Genomic DNA, 14,950 nt, shown 5'->3' on the forward strand with positions numbered 1-14,950 from the left:
TCAGGTCACGGATCCGGCGCGCCGAACCGGTAATCAGGCTGCCGCCCGGGCATGACAAAGGTCACGCGGAACGGCCGGAGGGCGTTCCGGGGCACCGGCGGTGCCCGAGTGGTGCCCGAGCGGCGGACGGGACGGCCATCCCGAGCCCGGCGGCCGGCCGGACCATCGGGCAGGAGAAACCCGGCGAACCGGATGAAACCGTCCTCTGGTCGGCTCGGGCGCACGGCACGTGGCGCTTGGTGCCTGGCGCCCTCCGTGCCGCACGGTACGGTCGGCTCTTCAGCCGGCTCTTCAGCCGGCCCGAATGTCGCCCGGTGCGGGCGTCCCCGGCCCAGGTACCGGCCGATCTCGTACCACTGCCGACTACCGCTTCTGGCCGCTTAACGCCTACTTGTCCGGGCGTACGACGCCGAGTATCTGCATCGAGCCCGCACCCGCCAGCGTCACGTTGCGCCCCGGCCGGGGGGCGTGCACGATCGCGCCGTCGCCGACGTACATGCCCACATGGCTGGCGTCGGAGTGGTAGATGATCAGGTCGCCGGGGCGCATGTCCTTGATGGCGATGCGCGGCAGCAGCCGCCACTGCTCCTGGGAGGTGCGCGGGATCGGTTGGCCGGCCGCCGCCCAGGCCTGGGACGTGAGCCCGGAGCAGTCGTACGATCCGGGGCCCTCGGCGCCCCACACGTACGGCTTGCCTATCTGGGCGGTCGCGAACGCCACCGCTCTCTTGCCGGCGGCGCTCGCCTCGCGGTTGATGTCCTTCAGGGCGCCGGAGCTGAGCCAGGCCGTCTGCTGCTGGTAGGCGGCCTCCTCCTCCAGCTTGAGCAGGCGGGCCCGCTCCTCCTTCTTCAGCCGGGACTCCAGCTTCTTCGCCGCCGCGATCTGGGCGTCGATCCGCTTCTTGGCCTTGGCCTGCTTGACCCGGCCGGCTTCGAGCTTCTTCCAGTTGATGCTCGCGTCCTTGGTGTACGTCTCCAGGTCCTGCTGCGTCCTGGTCAGTTCGCCGAGCACGCCCTGGGCGGCCTGCTGGCCCTCCCGGGCCCGGCTCACGCCGTCCAGGAAGAGCTGCGGGTCGTCGCTGAGCATCAGCTGCGCGCCGGGCGGCAGCCCTCCGGTGCGGTACTGCTCGCGGGCCTGGGCGCCCGCCTGGGCCTTGAGTTCGGTGATCTTCGCCTGGCCGACGACGATGGCGCGGGCCAGCTTCACGATCTCGGTGGACTGCTTGTCGGCCCGTTCCTCGGCGAGGTTGTACGCGTCGGTGGCCGCCCCGGCCTTGCGGTAGAGGGCGTCGATCTCCTCGCGCACCTCTTCGAGGGTCTTCTTCGGCGCCTTGGCGCCGGCGGACGGCGGCGTGGGCGCGGCGAGGGCCTGGACCGGCGTGATGAGCACGGACAGCGCGCAGACCAGAGTGATCGCGGCTGAGGCACAGTGACGTCGGTTCACGGGACACCCCTCCGAATAAAACCTGATTTACCGTCAGTAACTTTTCGCCGATGTCGAGATCGTGCCATGCCGTACCGAAAAGCAACAGGGGCGCACGACAGCTGTCCTGACGGCCATATATCCCCGGTGGCGCCCCCGCTTCCCCCGTTCCCCTCTCTCTGGACGATCGGAGCGCCGATCCCGTTCCCCCGGCGGGCGCGTTCACCGAAAGGTGCTACAGGCGGACAGATGCCGCGGGCAGGCAGGTGTGACGAGTCGGCAGGCGCCGCGGGCGGGCCGGCAGGCGTTACGGGTGGGGCCGGAGGGCGGCCCACTCCACGGTCACCTCGCCCTGCCGCCACCGCCGTACCCCGTCGGCCAGCGGCCAGTCGCCCGACAGCGAGCGCACCGCCGTGATCCAGCGCTGCCGCGCCCCCAGGGAGGCGTACGGGGCCGCCGCGGCCCACGCCCGGTCGAAGTCCCGCAGGAAGGCGTGGACCGGTTCGCCGGGCACATTGCGGTGGATCAACGCCTTGGGGAGGCGTTCCGCCAGGTCGGAGGGGCGGTCCAGAGAGGCGAGCCGGGCCGCGAACGTCACGGTGCGCGGCCCCTCCGGGCCGAGCGCCACCCACACGTGCCGCCGCCCGATCTCGTCGCAGGTGCCCTCCACCAGCAGCCCGCCCGGTGCCAGACGGGCGCACAGCCGCCGCCAGACCGCGGCCACCTCGCCCTCCTCGTACTGGCGCAGCACGTTCGCCGCGCGGATCAGGTCGGGGCGCTCGGGGAGCGGGATCTCGAAGCCGCCGTGCAGAAAGGTCAGGCCCTCGCACTCGTACGGCTTCGCGGCCGCGACCCGCTCCGGATCGATCTCGATCCCGGCCACGGCGGTGCGCGGCTCGGCGGTGCGGAGCCGGTGCAGCAGTTCGACGGCGGTCCACGGGGCGGCGCCGTAGCCGAGGTCGACGGCGACGGGGCGGTCGGCGCGGCGCAGGGCCGGGCCGTGGGTGGCGGCGATCCAGCGGTCCATGCGGCGGAGCCGGTTCGGGTTGGTGGTCCCGCGGGTCGCGGTGCCGATGGGGCGCATGACACCGAGCGTAACGATCCTGCGGGGCGCGCCGAGGAGACGGGGGCTCGGGCGGGAGGGTCAAGGGGGGAGGTCCGAGGAGGGGGGTCCGGCGAGGGCGGCCGGGAAGGGCGGGCCGGGGAGGGCGCGGATGGCGCGCCGGTCGCGCGCCCGAAGTGCGCCTGCTGCACCGTAATGATTTGGTAAAGCGGAAATGAAAGAGGGCGTTCCGATGTTCCAGCCCCTGGCGGGGCTCGGGTCCCTCCGCAGTCATGCCCTGGATGAGGAGGACCGGACGACGTGAGTCAGTACGTCTCCCGGCGCGGCAGTGGCCGCGCGGCGCCGCGCCTCAGGTTCCCCGGCGGCCACCGCAGGCCCCGCCGCATCGCGATGCTCTCCGTGCACACCTCACCGCTCCATCAGCCGGGCACCGGCGACGCGGGCGGGATGAACGTCTACATCGTCGAGCTGGCCAGACGGCTCGCCGCGATCGGCGTCGAGGTCGAGATCTTCACCCGGTCCACCACCGGCGGGCTGCCCCCGGAGGTCGAGCTGGCCCCCGGCGTCCTGGTCCGCCATGTCGACGCGGGGCCGTACGAGGGCCTGGCCAAGGAGGAGCTGCCCGCCCAGCTCTGCGCCTTCACGCACGGCGTGATGCAGGCGTGGGCCGGCCAGCGCCCCGGCTACTACGACCTGGTCCACTCCCACTACTGGCTCTCCGGCCATGTCGGCTGGCTCGCCGCCCAGCGCTGGGGCGTCCCGCTCGTCCACGCCATGCACACCATGGCGAAGGTCAAGAACGCCGCTCTGGCCGAGGGCGACACCCCCGAGCCGCCCGCCCGGGTGATCGGCGAGACCCAGATCGTGGACGCGGCGGACCGGCTGATCGCCAACACCGCCGAGGAGGCCGACGAGCTCGTCCGCTTCTACGACGCCGATCCCGCGTCCGTCGCCGTCGTCCACCCCGGCGTCAATCTCGACCGCTTCCGCCCCGCCGACGGCCGGGCCGCCGCGCGGGCCCGGCTCGGGCTGCCGCAGGACGCCCTGATCCCGCTCTTCGCGGGCCGGATCCAGCCGCTGAAGGCGCCCGACGTCCTGCTGCGGGCGGTGGCGGTGCTGCTGGACCGGGAGCCCGCGCTGCGCGGCCGACTGGTCGTGCCGATCGTCGGCGGCCCGAGCGGCAGCGGGCTCGCCAAGCCGGAGGGGCTCCAGAAGCTGGCGGCGCTGCTGGGCATCGCCGACGTCGTACGGTTCCAGCCGCCGGTCGGGCAGGAGCAGCTCGCCGACTGGTTCCGGGCCGCGTCCGTGCTGGTCATGCCCTCGCACAGCGAGTCCTTCGGCCTGGTCGCCATCGAGGCGCAGGCGGCGGGCACCCCGGTCGTCGCGGCGGCCGTGGGCGGTCTCCCGGTGGCCGTGCGGGACGGGGTGAGCGGCTTCCTGATACCCGGGCACGACCCGGCGGCGTACGCGCGCGAGCTGGCCCGGTTCGCCTCGCCGGAGCTGGTCACCCGGATGGGCGCGGCGGCGGCCGCGCACGCCCGGGGCTTCGGCTGGGACACCGCCGCCGCCGCGACCGCCGAGGTGTACACGGCCGCGATGCAGGGCCACCGCCGTCGCGTACGCTCGCACCATGGCTGACGTACCCGAGGACCTGACCGGCGGAGCCGTGACGACGGAGCGGGCCGCGCGGGTCGTCGAAGCGACCCTGGAGGACGCCGGGCTCGAATGGGAGAGCCCCGCGCCCGGCGACTACGTCGTCAAGCTGCCCGGCACGCGCAAGCTGTCCACCACCTGTTCGCTGCGCGTCGGCACGCACTCGCTCTCCCTCAACGCCTTCGTCGTCCGCCACCCCGACGAGAACGACGCGGCCGTCCACCGCTGGCTGCTGGAGCGCAACCTCCGTCTTTTCGGCGTGAGTTACGCGATCGACCGGCTCGGCGACATCTACCTCGTCGGCAGGCTGCCGCTCTCCGTGGTCACCCCGCAGGAGCTGGACCGGCTGCTCGGCGTGGTCCTCGAAGCGGCCGACGGGTCCTTCAACACCCTGCTGGAGCTGGGGTTCGCGAGCGCCATCCGCAAGGAGTACGCCTGGCGCGTCTCGCGCGGCGAGTCCACCCGGAACCTGGACGCGTTCGACCGGCTGACCCGGCAGCCGGACGGTGCGGCCGACTGAGTTCCCGGCGGCCGTGCCCCACCGCGCGCGGCCGCCTTCACAGGATGATCACGGGGACGTCACGATCGCCCCCTGCGCCCGATTTGACGGGTCATCAGGTCATTTTCCGCTTCTAGAGTGATCAAGATCGAACACTCGACCCATAGAGACGGATCAGACCAGACCATGCGCTCCATCGCCATACGTCGTACCGCTGTTGCCGCCACCGCGGCGTCCCTGGCTCTGCTCGTCACCGCGTGCGGCGGTTCGGACTCCGCGTCCGACCCGGGCGCCGGGGACAAGGGCGCCAAGGGCAAGGAGTCCGCGGCGGCCGCGCCCGCCGCGAAGGCGCTGAGCGCCGCCGAGCTGGAGAAGGTCGCGCTGGCCCAGGGCGACGTCAAGGACCACGAGATCAGCAAGACCGCGGCCAAGGACACCCTCCCTGTCGACCAGATCAAGGTCGGGAAGGAGGTCTGCACCCCGCTGGTCCACGCGCTGATGGGCTCGCAGGTCGGTGAGCCGGCGGCGTTCACCAAGCGCACGGTCGTCAGCAAGCCGAAGAAGGCCGACCTGAAGAAGCAGGACGACGCGGACGTCGAGAAGGCGTTCAAGGCCGCCTTCGACATCACGACCACGCAGCTCGCCCTCGGTTCGTACGACGGCAAGGGCGCGCAGGAGTCGGTCGCCTCGATGCGCACCGCCGCCACCGAGTGCGCGGGCGGCTTCGAGTACACCGCGGCCGGCGAGAAGCAGAAGGTCGCCGGGATCACCGAGGAGAAGGTCAAGGGCGGCGAGGAGTCCGCGGCCTGGACCATCGAGGTGCAGCAGGACGGCGAGAAGACCCGGATGAAGCTGGTGGTGGTGCGTCAGGGCGGCACACTCGCCTCGTTCTCCTCGATGAACCTGGCGGCGGCGAGCGAGGGCGGGGACTTCGAACTGCCGGCCGCGGTGGTCGAGGCCCAGGCCGCGAAGCTCGCCTGACCCTGGTGTGCGACGGGGCGCCACGTACGTACGGACGGACAAGTACGTGGCGCCCCGGGGTGTGAGTACTCGTACTCATGATCGACGGTTTCTGCGCCGGGCAGGCTGGGGGCACCAGCGAGCAGAAGGAGCAGGACCATGTACGGGACCAGTCGGAACGGCCGGACGAACTCCACGCGCAACGGGCGGGGCCGGAACAGGGCGGCGGTGGCCCTCGCCCTCGCGGCGACGGCCGTGGCGGCGCTCGCCACGGGCTGCTCGATGCAGGACGCGACCTGCGGCGGCGGGGAGTACCCGGTCATGACGGTCGGGGGCACCGGATCGGCCTGCCAGCCCAACGGCGAGGACCCGCCGAAGGGATACGTCCGCTATCCGGAGGGCAAGGTGCCGAAGCACGTGGACGACAAGTGGGACATCTACTGGCGGACCCACACCGTGGACAAGAAGGGCGACATCATCGAGGTCCCGGCCGGCTCGTAGCCCCGGGACGCGAACCGGGCGGCTCGTAGCCCCGGCAGGCGATTCCCGGTGCGTGATCCGGGCGCGGGCGGTTCAGGGCAGCGGGACGAGCCGTACGACGGTGACGGTCAGCACCGATCCGGAGACGTAATAGAGCACGATCGCCCCCGCGACCGTCGCCTCGCGGCGGTCGCGTTCGCTCTTCACCGCCGACGAGCCGTGCCCGTACGGGTCGAGGCCGAGCGTGCGGGCCATTTCGGCCCGGAAGGTCTCGCCGTCGCGCATCTTGGCCAGCGAGTCGTCGGCGGGCGGCGCGTAGGAGATGCGGAAGCTCAAGCGACGCTCCGCCTCTCGGCCTCGTCCTGCGCCAGCCGGTCCAGAATCCGCTCGGCCTCGGGGTCGGGCACGGCCTCCAGCATCCAGTGCCGCATCACCGCCTGGATCTCGTGGACCCCCGCCTCGTTGATGGCGCGGTCGAACTCCTCGCGTCTCTCCTCCGGCAGCGTGGCCCGGATGGCCGGAATGCTGTTGGGCACGTCGACCTCGGCACCACCGACGAAGGTCTTCAGGGGCTCGCCCATGATTGCTCCCCGCTCTCGTCGCTCTCCCCGTACGCCCCGGAAACGCCCCCGGGACGCCACCCGGCCGCGTTCCGGACGGCAACCTTCCGAACACGTGCCAGCAGTGTGACGAAGACCTTAGCGCCGCCGCCGACGCCATACGCACGGACCGCCGGAAACGGGTACGAACACCTTCGGCAATCCATGACATAACGTGCGTACGAGGGAAGTTGGCGCGACCTGAGGCTACGTCACGACCAGGCCTCGGCGTACGGAACGCCGAAGGGGGCTACTGCCTCCCGCTCAAGGACGCCCCTACTTGCGCCGTTTCTTCGCTCGGCGCTTCTCCGTCTCGTAGGAGGACCACTCGCCACGGTGACGGTCGCAGCGTGACGCCCCGACCATGGCCAGCCGTTGACATCGCGTCCCCTTCTGCGTAAGCGCTCCGCACCTGGACTGTGTTCGAGCCACACTTCCTCCTGACGCCGCCGGACGGACCCACCAGGCGAGTGTGCCGAGCACCCCTCGCCCACGGAAGGCGCACACCGGCGCATACCCTCAGCCCGTTGAAGCGCAGGGGCGCGCGGGGAAGGAAGCCGGTCCTGCTGAAGCGCAGGCCCGGTCAGGGGGCGCGTGAAATATGCGGAGAGAGTTGCTGCTCGGGTTTCTCGGCGATGCGCCACAGAGGCGCGTCGTACTGCGTCGGGCGGCTGCTGATGAGTAGTTCGCGCAGGTCGGGGCGGCGCTGGTTCCCGTGGAGACCAAGAGCCTCGCTGAGGTGGCGGAACGTCGTGTGGGTGACGTTGCGGCTTTGGGCCTCGGCCTCGAACCGGTCCAGTCGGGCCAGGACGGTCTCCGGGGCCAGCTTCGGCGACGGCTGCTCGCTGAGCCGCCGGGCCTTGTGGCGTTCGTAGTCGATCTCCGAGCGACCGCAGATTTCCCGGCTGAGAGCCTCGACTTCGTCGAGGGTATCCGTCGCCATGATGGCGCGGGCAAGCCGGTTGCGGCTCAACGCCTCGTCCAGATCGGTTTCGTCGACGATCGGGCCCTCGTTCGTGAGCGGTACGGGGAGCCCGGCGTCGCGCACCTGGCAGGCACCCCGGACTCCTCGCGCCGTCGCCGCGAGCATTGCGGTCGCTTCCGACGGGTGCCATTTCAGGACCGAGTCGATCGGCTCGGTGTCCTTCGCGGTGAAGACGTGGACGAGGGGGCCGAGCAGGCCACGCAGGTCTTCGAGAGGGAGCTCGCCGTCCAGGCCGGGACCGGCCACCAGGAGGCGTATGGGCGCGTTCACCTGACAGCACGCGGCCAGAGCGAGGGCGTCGGCGACGGGGCTTTTCAGCGTCGGCTCGTCGCCCTGCGCCAGGACGTCCCCTCCGATGTCCATGGCTCGCGTGCGCTTCTGGCGGTTACGCACCACCGACAACTCCCGTGCCACATCGAAGCGGTGCTGCCTCGACTGTGAAGGCGGCGGCAAGGAGCGAGAGCGAATGGCTTACATGGTGGACCGCTACCCCTGCGAGGAATCGCCTCGCCTCGGGGCGATGACCCTGCACCCGGTTCCAGAGTCGGTTCCCCGCGCGCGGCGCTGGTTCCGGAGGTTCATCGCTCCGTACAACTTGGCATGTTCCGTCGACGACTGTGCCCTGATGCTCTCGGAATTGGTGACCAACGCCATCCATCACGGAGGCTCCGACGAACCATGGTTGGTACGGGTGGAGTGGTTCAAGGACGGCACCTCGCTCCGCGTCGAAGGGCACAGCCCGGGTACCCCGGCGCACGTAAGCCTCAGGCATGCAGGCGCCGACGACGTGCACGGGCGTGGGTTGCTCCTGGTCGACTCGATCGCCAACTCCTGGCATGCGGTACCCAGTCGCTTCGGCGGCACGGCGGTGGTCTTCGTGCTTGACGATGCCGGGCCGCAGGAAGAGTGAAGGTCCGGCCCGGGACGGCGGTGCCGCCTTCGGCGGCGCGGTCTGCCCTGGCACGGTTGTCAGTGTGGGGTGACGAGGGCCGCTTTCGCCCGGTCCAACATGCTCAGGGCGTCGGCCGTCGGGGGAGACACGGTGCCGGGCCCCAGGTCGGTGAGCGGGACCCACATGGCCGCCTCGGTGGAGCCGTCTACCTCAGTGACCGTCGGCTCCCCGTCCTTGAGGGAGACGGCGTAGAAGAGGGCCGTCAGGCTCCAGTCCACGCCGTTCCGCCGGGCCGGGTACGTCCGTGCGTCGAGCAGGTGGGCCTTCGTCAGTTCGAGGCCCGTCTCCTCCAGCAGTTCGCGCGCCAGCGTCTCGGCCGGCTGCTCACCCGGGTCGATCCCTCCGCCGGGCAGATGCCACAGCCCCGGTGCGAAGACCGGTGACGCCTCCGACAGCCGGGCCACCAGCATGTGGTCGCCCCGCACGGCTATCGCGTACGCGGAAACGCGTGTCCTGACCTCGGCCTCCATCGTTCCCCTCCCCTGACCGACCTGGCAGCCCGTCGAGCGTACGAAAACGCCTCCCGCCCGTGCCGTATGCGCAGGTGGGAGGCATGATCGAAAAACCTACTTCTTCTTGCCCTGGTTCTTCACGGCCTCGATGGCGGCCTTCGCCGCGTCCGGGTCGAGGTAGGTGCCGCCCGGCTTCAGGGGGCGGAAGTCGGCGTCCAGTTCGTAGGCGAGCGGGATGCCGGTCGGGATGTTCAGGCCCGCGATGTCGGCGTCGGAGATGCCGTCGAGGTGCTTGACCAGGGCGCGGAGGCTGTTGCCGTGGGCGGCGACCAGGACCGTGCGGCCGGCGAGGAGGTCCGGGACGATGCCGTCGTACCAGTACGGCAGCATGCGGACGACGACGTCCTTGAGGCACTCGGTGCGCGGGCGCAGCTCCGGCGGGATCGTCGCGTAGCGCGGGTCGTCGCTCTGCGAGAACTCGGTGCCGTCCTCCAGGGCGGGCGGCGGGGTGTCGTACGAGCGGCGCCAGAGCATGAACTGCTCCTCGCCGAACTCGGCCAGCGTCTGGGCCTTGTCCTTGCCCTGGAGGGCGCCGTAGTGGCGCTCGTTCAGCCGCCAGGAGCGGTGGACGGGGATCCAGTGGCGGTCCGCGGACTCCAGCGCGAGCTGCGCGGTGCGGATGGCGCGCTTCTGGAGGGAGGTGTGCAGCACGTCGGGGAGCAGACCGGCGTCCTTCAGCAGCTCACCGCCGCGGACCGCCTCCTTCTCGCCCTTCTCGGTGAGGTTGACGTCCACCCAGCCGGTGAACAGGTTCTTCGCGTTCCATTCGCTCTCGCCGTGGCGGAGGAGGATCAGCTTGTACGGTGCGTCGGCCATGGGGCCGAGCGTAATCGAACCCGTACGAACCCCGCGCGGGCGGCCATAGATCGGACAGGGCGGACACCTCCGGCCGGGGCCGGGGGCCGGGCCCGTCGAGCGGTCGATTGACGGCGGGCGTCAAACGACTGGCGGACCGGAATTCCGGATTCGTAATGTGTGGACAACGGCCGGGCCGCTTACCCAGCGGCTTTCGTTCCGTATCCACGTCATCTACGTCCCCGGGGGATTCCGCATGTCCGTCGCTGGTCTCAGACGGGCCGCCCGCGCATCCGTGTCCGGTCTGCCCAGCCAGTTCTGGTGGCTGTGGACCAGCACACTGGTCAACCGCCTCGGTGGCTTCGTCGCCACGTTCATGGCGCTCTACCTGACCCTGGACCGGGGGTACTCGGCCTCGTACGCCGGGCTGGTCGCCGCGTTGCACGGGCTCGGCGGGGTCGTCTCCTCGCTCGGGGCCGGGGTGATGACCGACCGGCTCGGCCGCCGCCCCACGATGCTGATCGCGCAGACGTCGACGGCCCTGTCGGTGGCGGTGCTCGGCTTCATGGTCCACCCGGTGGCCATCGCGGGCGTCGCCTTCGTCGTCGGCATGGCGAGCAACGCCTCGCGGCCGGCCGTGCAGGCGATGATGGCCGACATCGTCCGGCCCGAGGACCGGGTACGGGCCTTCTCGCTGAATTACTGGGCCATCAACCTCGGCTTCGCGGTCTCCTCGGCCGGTGCCGGGTTCGTCGCCGAGTACAGCTATCTCGCCGGGTTCCTCGGCGAGGCCGTGATGACGCTGGCCTGCGCCGTCGTCGTCTTCCTGAAGGTGCCCGAGACCCGGCCGGAGAAGGCCGCGGCGGTCGGCCCGGCAGGTGGCGGCGGTGGGGTGGAGGAGGAGGTCCGTCTCTCCACCGTGCTGCGCGACGGCCGGTTCATGAGCGTGGTCGGCCTCTCCTTCGTCATCGCCCTGATCTTCCAGCAGGGGTACGTGGGGCTGCCGGTGGCCATGGGGTCGGACGGGTTCTCCAGCTCCGACTTCGGCACCGCCGTCGCCGTCAACGGGGTGCTGATCGTGGTGCTCCAGATCCCCGTCACGCGCTTCATCGAGCACCGCGATCCGCGCCGGCTGCTGGTCGTCTCCTCACTGCTGGCGGGGTACGGGTTCGGGCTGACCGCGTTCGCCGGTTCGGTCGGGGCCTACGCGCTGACCATCTGCGTCTGGACGGTCGCCGAGATCGTCAACTCGCCGATCCAGAGCAGCCTGGTCGTCCGGCTGTCGCCCGCCCGGGGCCGGGGCCGCTACCAGGGCATGTACACGATGTCGTGGGCCGTGGCGGCGCTGATCGCCCCGCTGATGTCGGGCGTGGTGATCGACCGGTTCGGCCCGAAGTGGCTGTGGGGGACGTGCGCCGTGCTGGGGACGGTGGCCGCGCTGGGGTACGGGCTGCTGATGCGGAACCTTCCGGCGTCGGACGCGGTGGCGGCGGCCGGGGGCCGGCCGGGCCCGGTCGCGGAAGAGGACGGCGTCGACGCCGGTGCCGGTGCCCCCGCCGAGCGGACGGCCTGAGCACCCGCACCCGGAACGGGACGGGGCACCGGACCGGAGTACCAGGACGGAGCACCGGGACGGAGCACCACGCCCCCAGCACCCCGGCCCGACACGGAAACACGGCACCGGAACACGGCGGCGCCCCGCGCGAAAGCTTCGCGCGGGGCGCGCCCGGTGGCACGACGGACGGTCAGCCGCAGCAGCCACCGCACTGGCACGGGGCGCCCGACTGGCAGCCGCAGCCGCAGCCGGAGCCGCAGCCACAGGCGCCGAGCAGGGGCAGGCGGACCGCCTCGGCGGGCACGTCCTGCTGGGGGTCGGTGACGGGGGAATCGGCCATGGATCCTCCTCAAGGCGTACGACAGGGCCGTACGCCATGACGACGCGCGTACGGCCGGGGCGTACGGGCAAGGCGCGCAGCCCCACCCCATTGGATGCCCGCACCGGCGGGCGCATCAACGGCGCATTCGCGCAGGACCGCCCATGCGCCCCGCGCACGCTCTCTTACGCGCCCCGGTACCGTCCCGCACGCCCCGGTACCGTCCCGGCCGTCCCGTACGCCCCCGGGGTACCCGTGTCAGGCGCCCTCCACCGCCGCCTGCTGCTGGATCTCGTCCGCGTGCTCGCCCGTCACCAGGTACACCACCCGCTTCGCCACCGACACCGCGTGGTCCGCGAAGCGCTCGTAGTAGCGGCCGAGCAGCGTCACGTCCACGGCGGTCTCGATGCCGTGCTTCCAGCGGTCGTCCATCAGGTGCTGGAAGAGCGTGCGGTGCAGCAGGTCCATCTCGTCGTCGTCCTGCTCCAGCTGGAGGGCCAGGTCGACGTCCTTGGTGATGATGACCTCGGCGGCCTTGGCCATCAGGCGCTGCGCCAGCTGCCCCATCTCCAGGATGGTGGCGTGCAGGTCGTGCGGGACCGCCGACGCCGGGAAGCGCAGCCGGGCCAGCTTGGCGACGTGCTGGGCGAGGTCGCCCGAGCGCTCCAGGTCGGCGCTCATCCGCAGGGAGGTGACCACTATGCGCAGGTCCGTCGCGACGGGCTGCTGACGGGCGAGCAGGGCGATGGCCCGCGCCTCCAGGTCGTGCTGAAGGTCGTCGACCTTCTGGTCGGCGGCGATCACGCTCTCCGCGAGCTTGAGATCGGCGTCGAGCATGGAGGTCGTCGCCCGGCCGATCGCCGACCCGACGAGCCGGGCCATCTCGACCAGCCCTTCGCCGATCGAGTCGAGTTCCTCGTGGTACGCGTCACGCATGGAAGTCCCTCTCCAGTCCTCTTCGTAAGGCCGGGGCCAGCTTCGAACCCCACGCTGCCACCTTGGGGCGCCTACGCGTCGGGCTCCGGCCGCCCAAGTGAACCAGCCCTTGCCCCTCGGTGAACTCTGGGCGACGAGTGTTCGGACAGGCACTCGGATGGCTGGGAGAGTCCTCCGGTACCCGCATAACCTTGACGTATGGACGTGAACGCGGCGGTCGCCGCAGCTGCGGCGATCGGCGGTGCGGGCACCGGTGTGATCGCCATGCTCGCGTTCCGCTGGAGCGAGCGCGACCAGAAGAAGCCGACGCGGACCTCCATGCGGCCCGACAGCAACGCCCCCCTGCCGCCCGGAGTGGACACGGTCCTGTCCGTGCTCAGCTCGTCGGCGGTGGTGCTCGACGAGAGCGACAGCGTGGTCAAGGCCAGCTCCGCCGCCTACGCGCTGGGGCTGGTACGGGGCGGTCGGCTCGCGGTGGAACCGATGCTCAACATGGCCCGGGACACCCGCAGGGACGGCGAGATACGCCAGGTCGAGCTGGACCTGCCCCGGCGCGGGACCGGCCGGGGCGAGGCCCTCGCGGTCTCGGCCCGGGTCGCCCCGCTCGGCTCCCGCCTGGTGCTCCTGCTGGTCGAGGACCTCACCGAGGCCCGCCGGATAGAAGCGGTACGACGCGACTTCGTCGCCAACGTCAGCCATGAGCTGAAGACCCCGGTGGGAGCGCTCTCGCTGCTCTCCGAGGCCGTGATGGACGCCAGCGACGACCCGGAGGCGGTGGAGCGCTTCGCGGGCCGGATGCAGGTCGAGGCGACCCGGCTGACCAACCTCGTGCAGGAGATCATCGACCTCTCGCGGGTGCAGAACGACGACCCGCTGGAGGACGCCGAGCCGGTCCGGGTGGACGAGCTGGTGGCCGAGGCCATCGACCGCTGCCGCCAGCAGGCCGGCTCCAAGCAGATCACCATGGCGGCCGGCGGCACCGCGGAGCTCCACATCTGGGGCAACCGCGGACAGCTCGCCGCGGCCCTCGGCAACCTCGTCGAGAACGCCGTCAACTACAGCCCCGCCCGTACCCGGGTGGGCATCGCCGCCCGGCGGGTGTCCGTACCCGGCGGGGACCAGATCGAGATCGCCGTGACCGACCAGGGCATAGGCATCTCGGAGAAGGACCGCGAGCGGGTCTTCGAACGGTTCTACCGCGTCGACCCGGCCCGCTCACGGGCCACCGGTGGCACCGGCCTCGGCCTCGCCATCGTGAAGCACGTGGCCGCCTCGCACGGCGGGGAGGTCACGGTCTGGAGCTCGGAGGGCCAGGGCTCCACCTTCACCCTGCGGCTGCCCGAAGCGGGCTCCGTACGGGAGCGCGACCGCGGTCCGGCCGGGCCGCGCACCGTCAACGACGACGAGGGTCCCGAGGGACCCGCCCACTCCGACACCCTTGAACCAATCCCAGCCCCGGAGGTCCTTCCGTGACCCGAGTGCTCGTCGTCGAGGATGAGGAATCCTTCAGCGACGCCCTTTCCTACATGCTCCGCAAGGAGGGCTTCGAGGTCGCCATCGCGGCCACCGGCCCGGACGGGCTTGACGAGTTCGAGCGCAACGGCGCCGACCTCGTCCTGCTCGACCTGATGCTGCCGGGCCTGCCCGGCACCGAGGTCTGCCGCCAGCTGCGCAGCAGGTCCAACGTGCCGGTGATCATGGTCACGGCGAAGGACAGCGAGATCGACAAGGTCGTCGGCCTGGAAATAGGAGCCGACGACTACGTGACCAAGCCGTTCTCCTCGCGGGAGCTGGTCGCCCGCATCCGCGCGGTGCTCCGCCGCCGCGGCGAGCCGGAGGAGGTCACCCCCGCGGCCCTGGAGGCGGGCCCGGTCCGGATGGACGTGGACCGCCACGTCGTGACGGTCGCCGGCGGCAAGGTCGATCTGCCGCTCAAGGAGTTCGACCTCCTGGAGATGCTGCTGCGCAACGCGGGCCGGGTCCTGACCCGCATGCAGCTGATCGACCGGGTGTGGGGCGCGGACTATGTCGGCGACACCAAGACCCTCGACGTCCACGTCAAGCGGCTGCGCGCCAAGATCGAGCCCGATCCGGGCGCGCCCCGCTTCCTGGTGACGGTGCGGGGCCTGGGCTACAAGTTCGAGCCGTAAGCCGTAAGCCGTAAGCCGTAAGCCGTAAGCCGTAAGCCGTAAGCCGTAAGCCGTAAGCCGTAAGCCGTAA

General features: G+C 71.3%; 16 protein-coding genes and 1 pseudogene. 8 read left to right on the forward strand and 9 right to left on the reverse strand.

Translation table 11 applies throughout. The features are described from left to right. Window positions 1-387: 387 nt before the first annotated feature. On the reverse strand, window positions 388-1,443 hold the full coding sequence (locus ACF08W_RS04490; RefSeq protein ID WP_392278396.1) for an NlpC/P60 family protein: 1,056 nt from the start codon (window positions 1,441-1,443) through the stop codon (window positions 388-390). A gap of 286 nt (window positions 1,444-1,729) precedes the next feature. Beyond that, complete coding sequence (locus tag ACF08W_RS04495) at window positions 1,730-2,506, reverse strand: class I SAM-dependent methyltransferase (protein WP_392278397.1); 777 nt, start codon at window positions 2,504-2,506, stop codon at window positions 1,730-1,732. 279 nt (window positions 2,507-2,785) lie between these two features. Here ACF08W_RS04495 and mshA point away from each other — a divergent pair, with 279 nt between their 5' ends. From mshA to ACF08W_RS04515, 4 genes are all read left to right on the forward strand, one after another. Further along, window positions 2,786-4,123, forward strand: coding sequence for a D-inositol-3-phosphate glycosyltransferase (gene mshA / locus ACF08W_RS04500; protein ID WP_385215558.1), 1,338 nt, complete (start codon window positions 2,786-2,788; stop codon window positions 4,121-4,123). Next, complete coding sequence (locus tag ACF08W_RS04505) at window positions 4,116-4,658, forward strand: YbjN domain-containing protein (RefSeq protein WP_392278398.1); 543 nt, start codon at window positions 4,116-4,118, stop codon at window positions 4,656-4,658. Before mshA ends, ACF08W_RS04505 begins: the two co-directional genes overlap by 8 nt. Before the next feature lie 165 nt (window positions 4,659-4,823). Continuing rightward, a complete protein-coding gene (locus ACF08W_RS04510; RefSeq protein WP_392278399.1) occupies window positions 4,824-5,618 on the forward strand; it encodes a hypothetical protein in 795 nt (264 codons plus the stop codon). A gap of 138 nt (window positions 5,619-5,756) precedes the next feature. Then, a complete protein-coding gene (locus ACF08W_RS04515; RefSeq protein ID WP_392278400.1) occupies window positions 5,757-6,098 on the forward strand; it encodes an SCO0607 family lipoprotein in 342 nt (113 codons plus the stop codon). 72 nt (window positions 6,099-6,170) lie between these two features. On the opposite strand, the gene ACF08W_RS04520 is transcribed toward ACF08W_RS04515, so the two are convergent. The 3 genes and pseudogenes from ACF08W_RS04520 to ACF08W_RS04530 form a co-directional block, all read right to left on the reverse strand. After that, a complete protein-coding gene (locus ACF08W_RS04520; protein ID WP_352279011.1) occupies window positions 6,171-6,413 on the reverse strand; it encodes a hypothetical protein in 243 nt (80 codons plus the stop codon). Next, window positions 6,410-6,658 carry a hypothetical protein gene (locus tag ACF08W_RS04525; RefSeq protein ID WP_266416166.1) on the reverse strand — a complete coding sequence of 83 codons (249 nt, stop codon included), beginning with the start codon at window positions 6,656-6,658 and terminating at the stop codon, window positions 6,410-6,412. The genes ACF08W_RS04520 and ACF08W_RS04525 overlap by 4 nt, the downstream gene beginning before the upstream one ends. A 601-nt stretch (window positions 6,659-7,259) precedes the next feature. Continuing rightward, window positions 7,260-8,024 (reverse strand): annotated as a pseudogene (locus ACF08W_RS04530) (DUF1152 domain-containing protein); the annotation flags it as partial. A 103-nt stretch (window positions 8,025-8,127) separates the two neighbouring features. Here ACF08W_RS04530 and ACF08W_RS04535 point away from each other — a divergent pair. Further along, entirely contained in the window at window positions 8,128-8,571 is a 444-nt protein-coding gene (locus ACF08W_RS04535; RefSeq protein ID WP_392278401.1) for an ATP-binding protein, read from the forward strand. A gap of 59 nt (window positions 8,572-8,630) precedes the next feature. Here the strand turns inward: ACF08W_RS04535 and ACF08W_RS04540 are convergent, their stop codons facing one another. Together ACF08W_RS04540 and ACF08W_RS04545 are read right to left on the reverse strand one after the other, a co-directional pair. Continuing rightward, a complete protein-coding gene (locus ACF08W_RS04540; RefSeq protein WP_392278402.1) occupies window positions 8,631-9,083 on the reverse strand; it encodes an NUDIX domain-containing protein in 453 nt (150 codons plus the stop codon). 96 nt (window positions 9,084-9,179) lie between these two features. Next, entirely contained in the window at window positions 9,180-9,941 is a 762-nt protein-coding gene (locus ACF08W_RS04545; RefSeq protein WP_383072658.1) for a phosphoglyceromutase, read from the reverse strand. A gap of 235 nt (window positions 9,942-10,176) precedes the next feature. On the opposite strand from ACF08W_RS04545, the gene ACF08W_RS04550 reads away from it, so the two are divergent. After that, window positions 10,177-11,493, forward strand: a complete 1,317-nt coding sequence (locus tag ACF08W_RS04550) for an MDR family MFS transporter (protein WP_392278403.1) — start codon at window positions 10,177-10,179, stop codon at window positions 11,491-11,493. 172 nt (window positions 11,494-11,665) lie between these two features. Here the strand turns inward: ACF08W_RS04550 and ACF08W_RS04555 are convergent, their stop codons facing one another. Then, on the reverse strand, window positions 11,666-11,815 hold the full coding sequence (locus ACF08W_RS04555) for a hypothetical protein (RefSeq protein WP_352279020.1): 150 nt from the start codon (window positions 11,813-11,815) through the stop codon (window positions 11,666-11,668). Between the two features lie 237 nt (window positions 11,816-12,052). Then, the gene (gene phoU / locus ACF08W_RS04560) at window positions 12,053-12,730 is read right to left on the reverse strand and encodes a phosphate signaling complex protein PhoU (RefSeq protein WP_352279022.1); all 678 of its coding nucleotides are present in this window, start codon (window positions 12,728-12,730) and stop codon (window positions 12,053-12,055) included. A 198-nt stretch (window positions 12,731-12,928) separates the two neighbouring features. On the opposite strand from phoU, the gene ACF08W_RS04565 reads away from it, so the two are divergent. Further along, on the forward strand, window positions 12,929-14,203 hold the full coding sequence (locus ACF08W_RS04565) for an ATP-binding protein (RefSeq protein ID WP_352279024.1): 1,275 nt from the start codon (window positions 12,929-12,931) through the stop codon (window positions 14,201-14,203). Next, on the forward strand, window positions 14,200-14,880 hold the full coding sequence (locus ACF08W_RS04570; protein ID WP_072487966.1) for a response regulator transcription factor: 681 nt from the start codon (window positions 14,200-14,202) through the stop codon (window positions 14,878-14,880). Before ACF08W_RS04565 ends, ACF08W_RS04570 begins: the two co-directional genes overlap by 4 nt. Window positions 14,881-14,950: the final 70 nt, after the last annotated feature.

The sequence above is a fragment of the Streptomyces sp. NPDC015144 genome, from assembly GCF_043079735.1.
GTDB lineage: Bacteria > Actinomycetota > Actinomycetes > Streptomycetales > Streptomycetaceae > Streptomyces.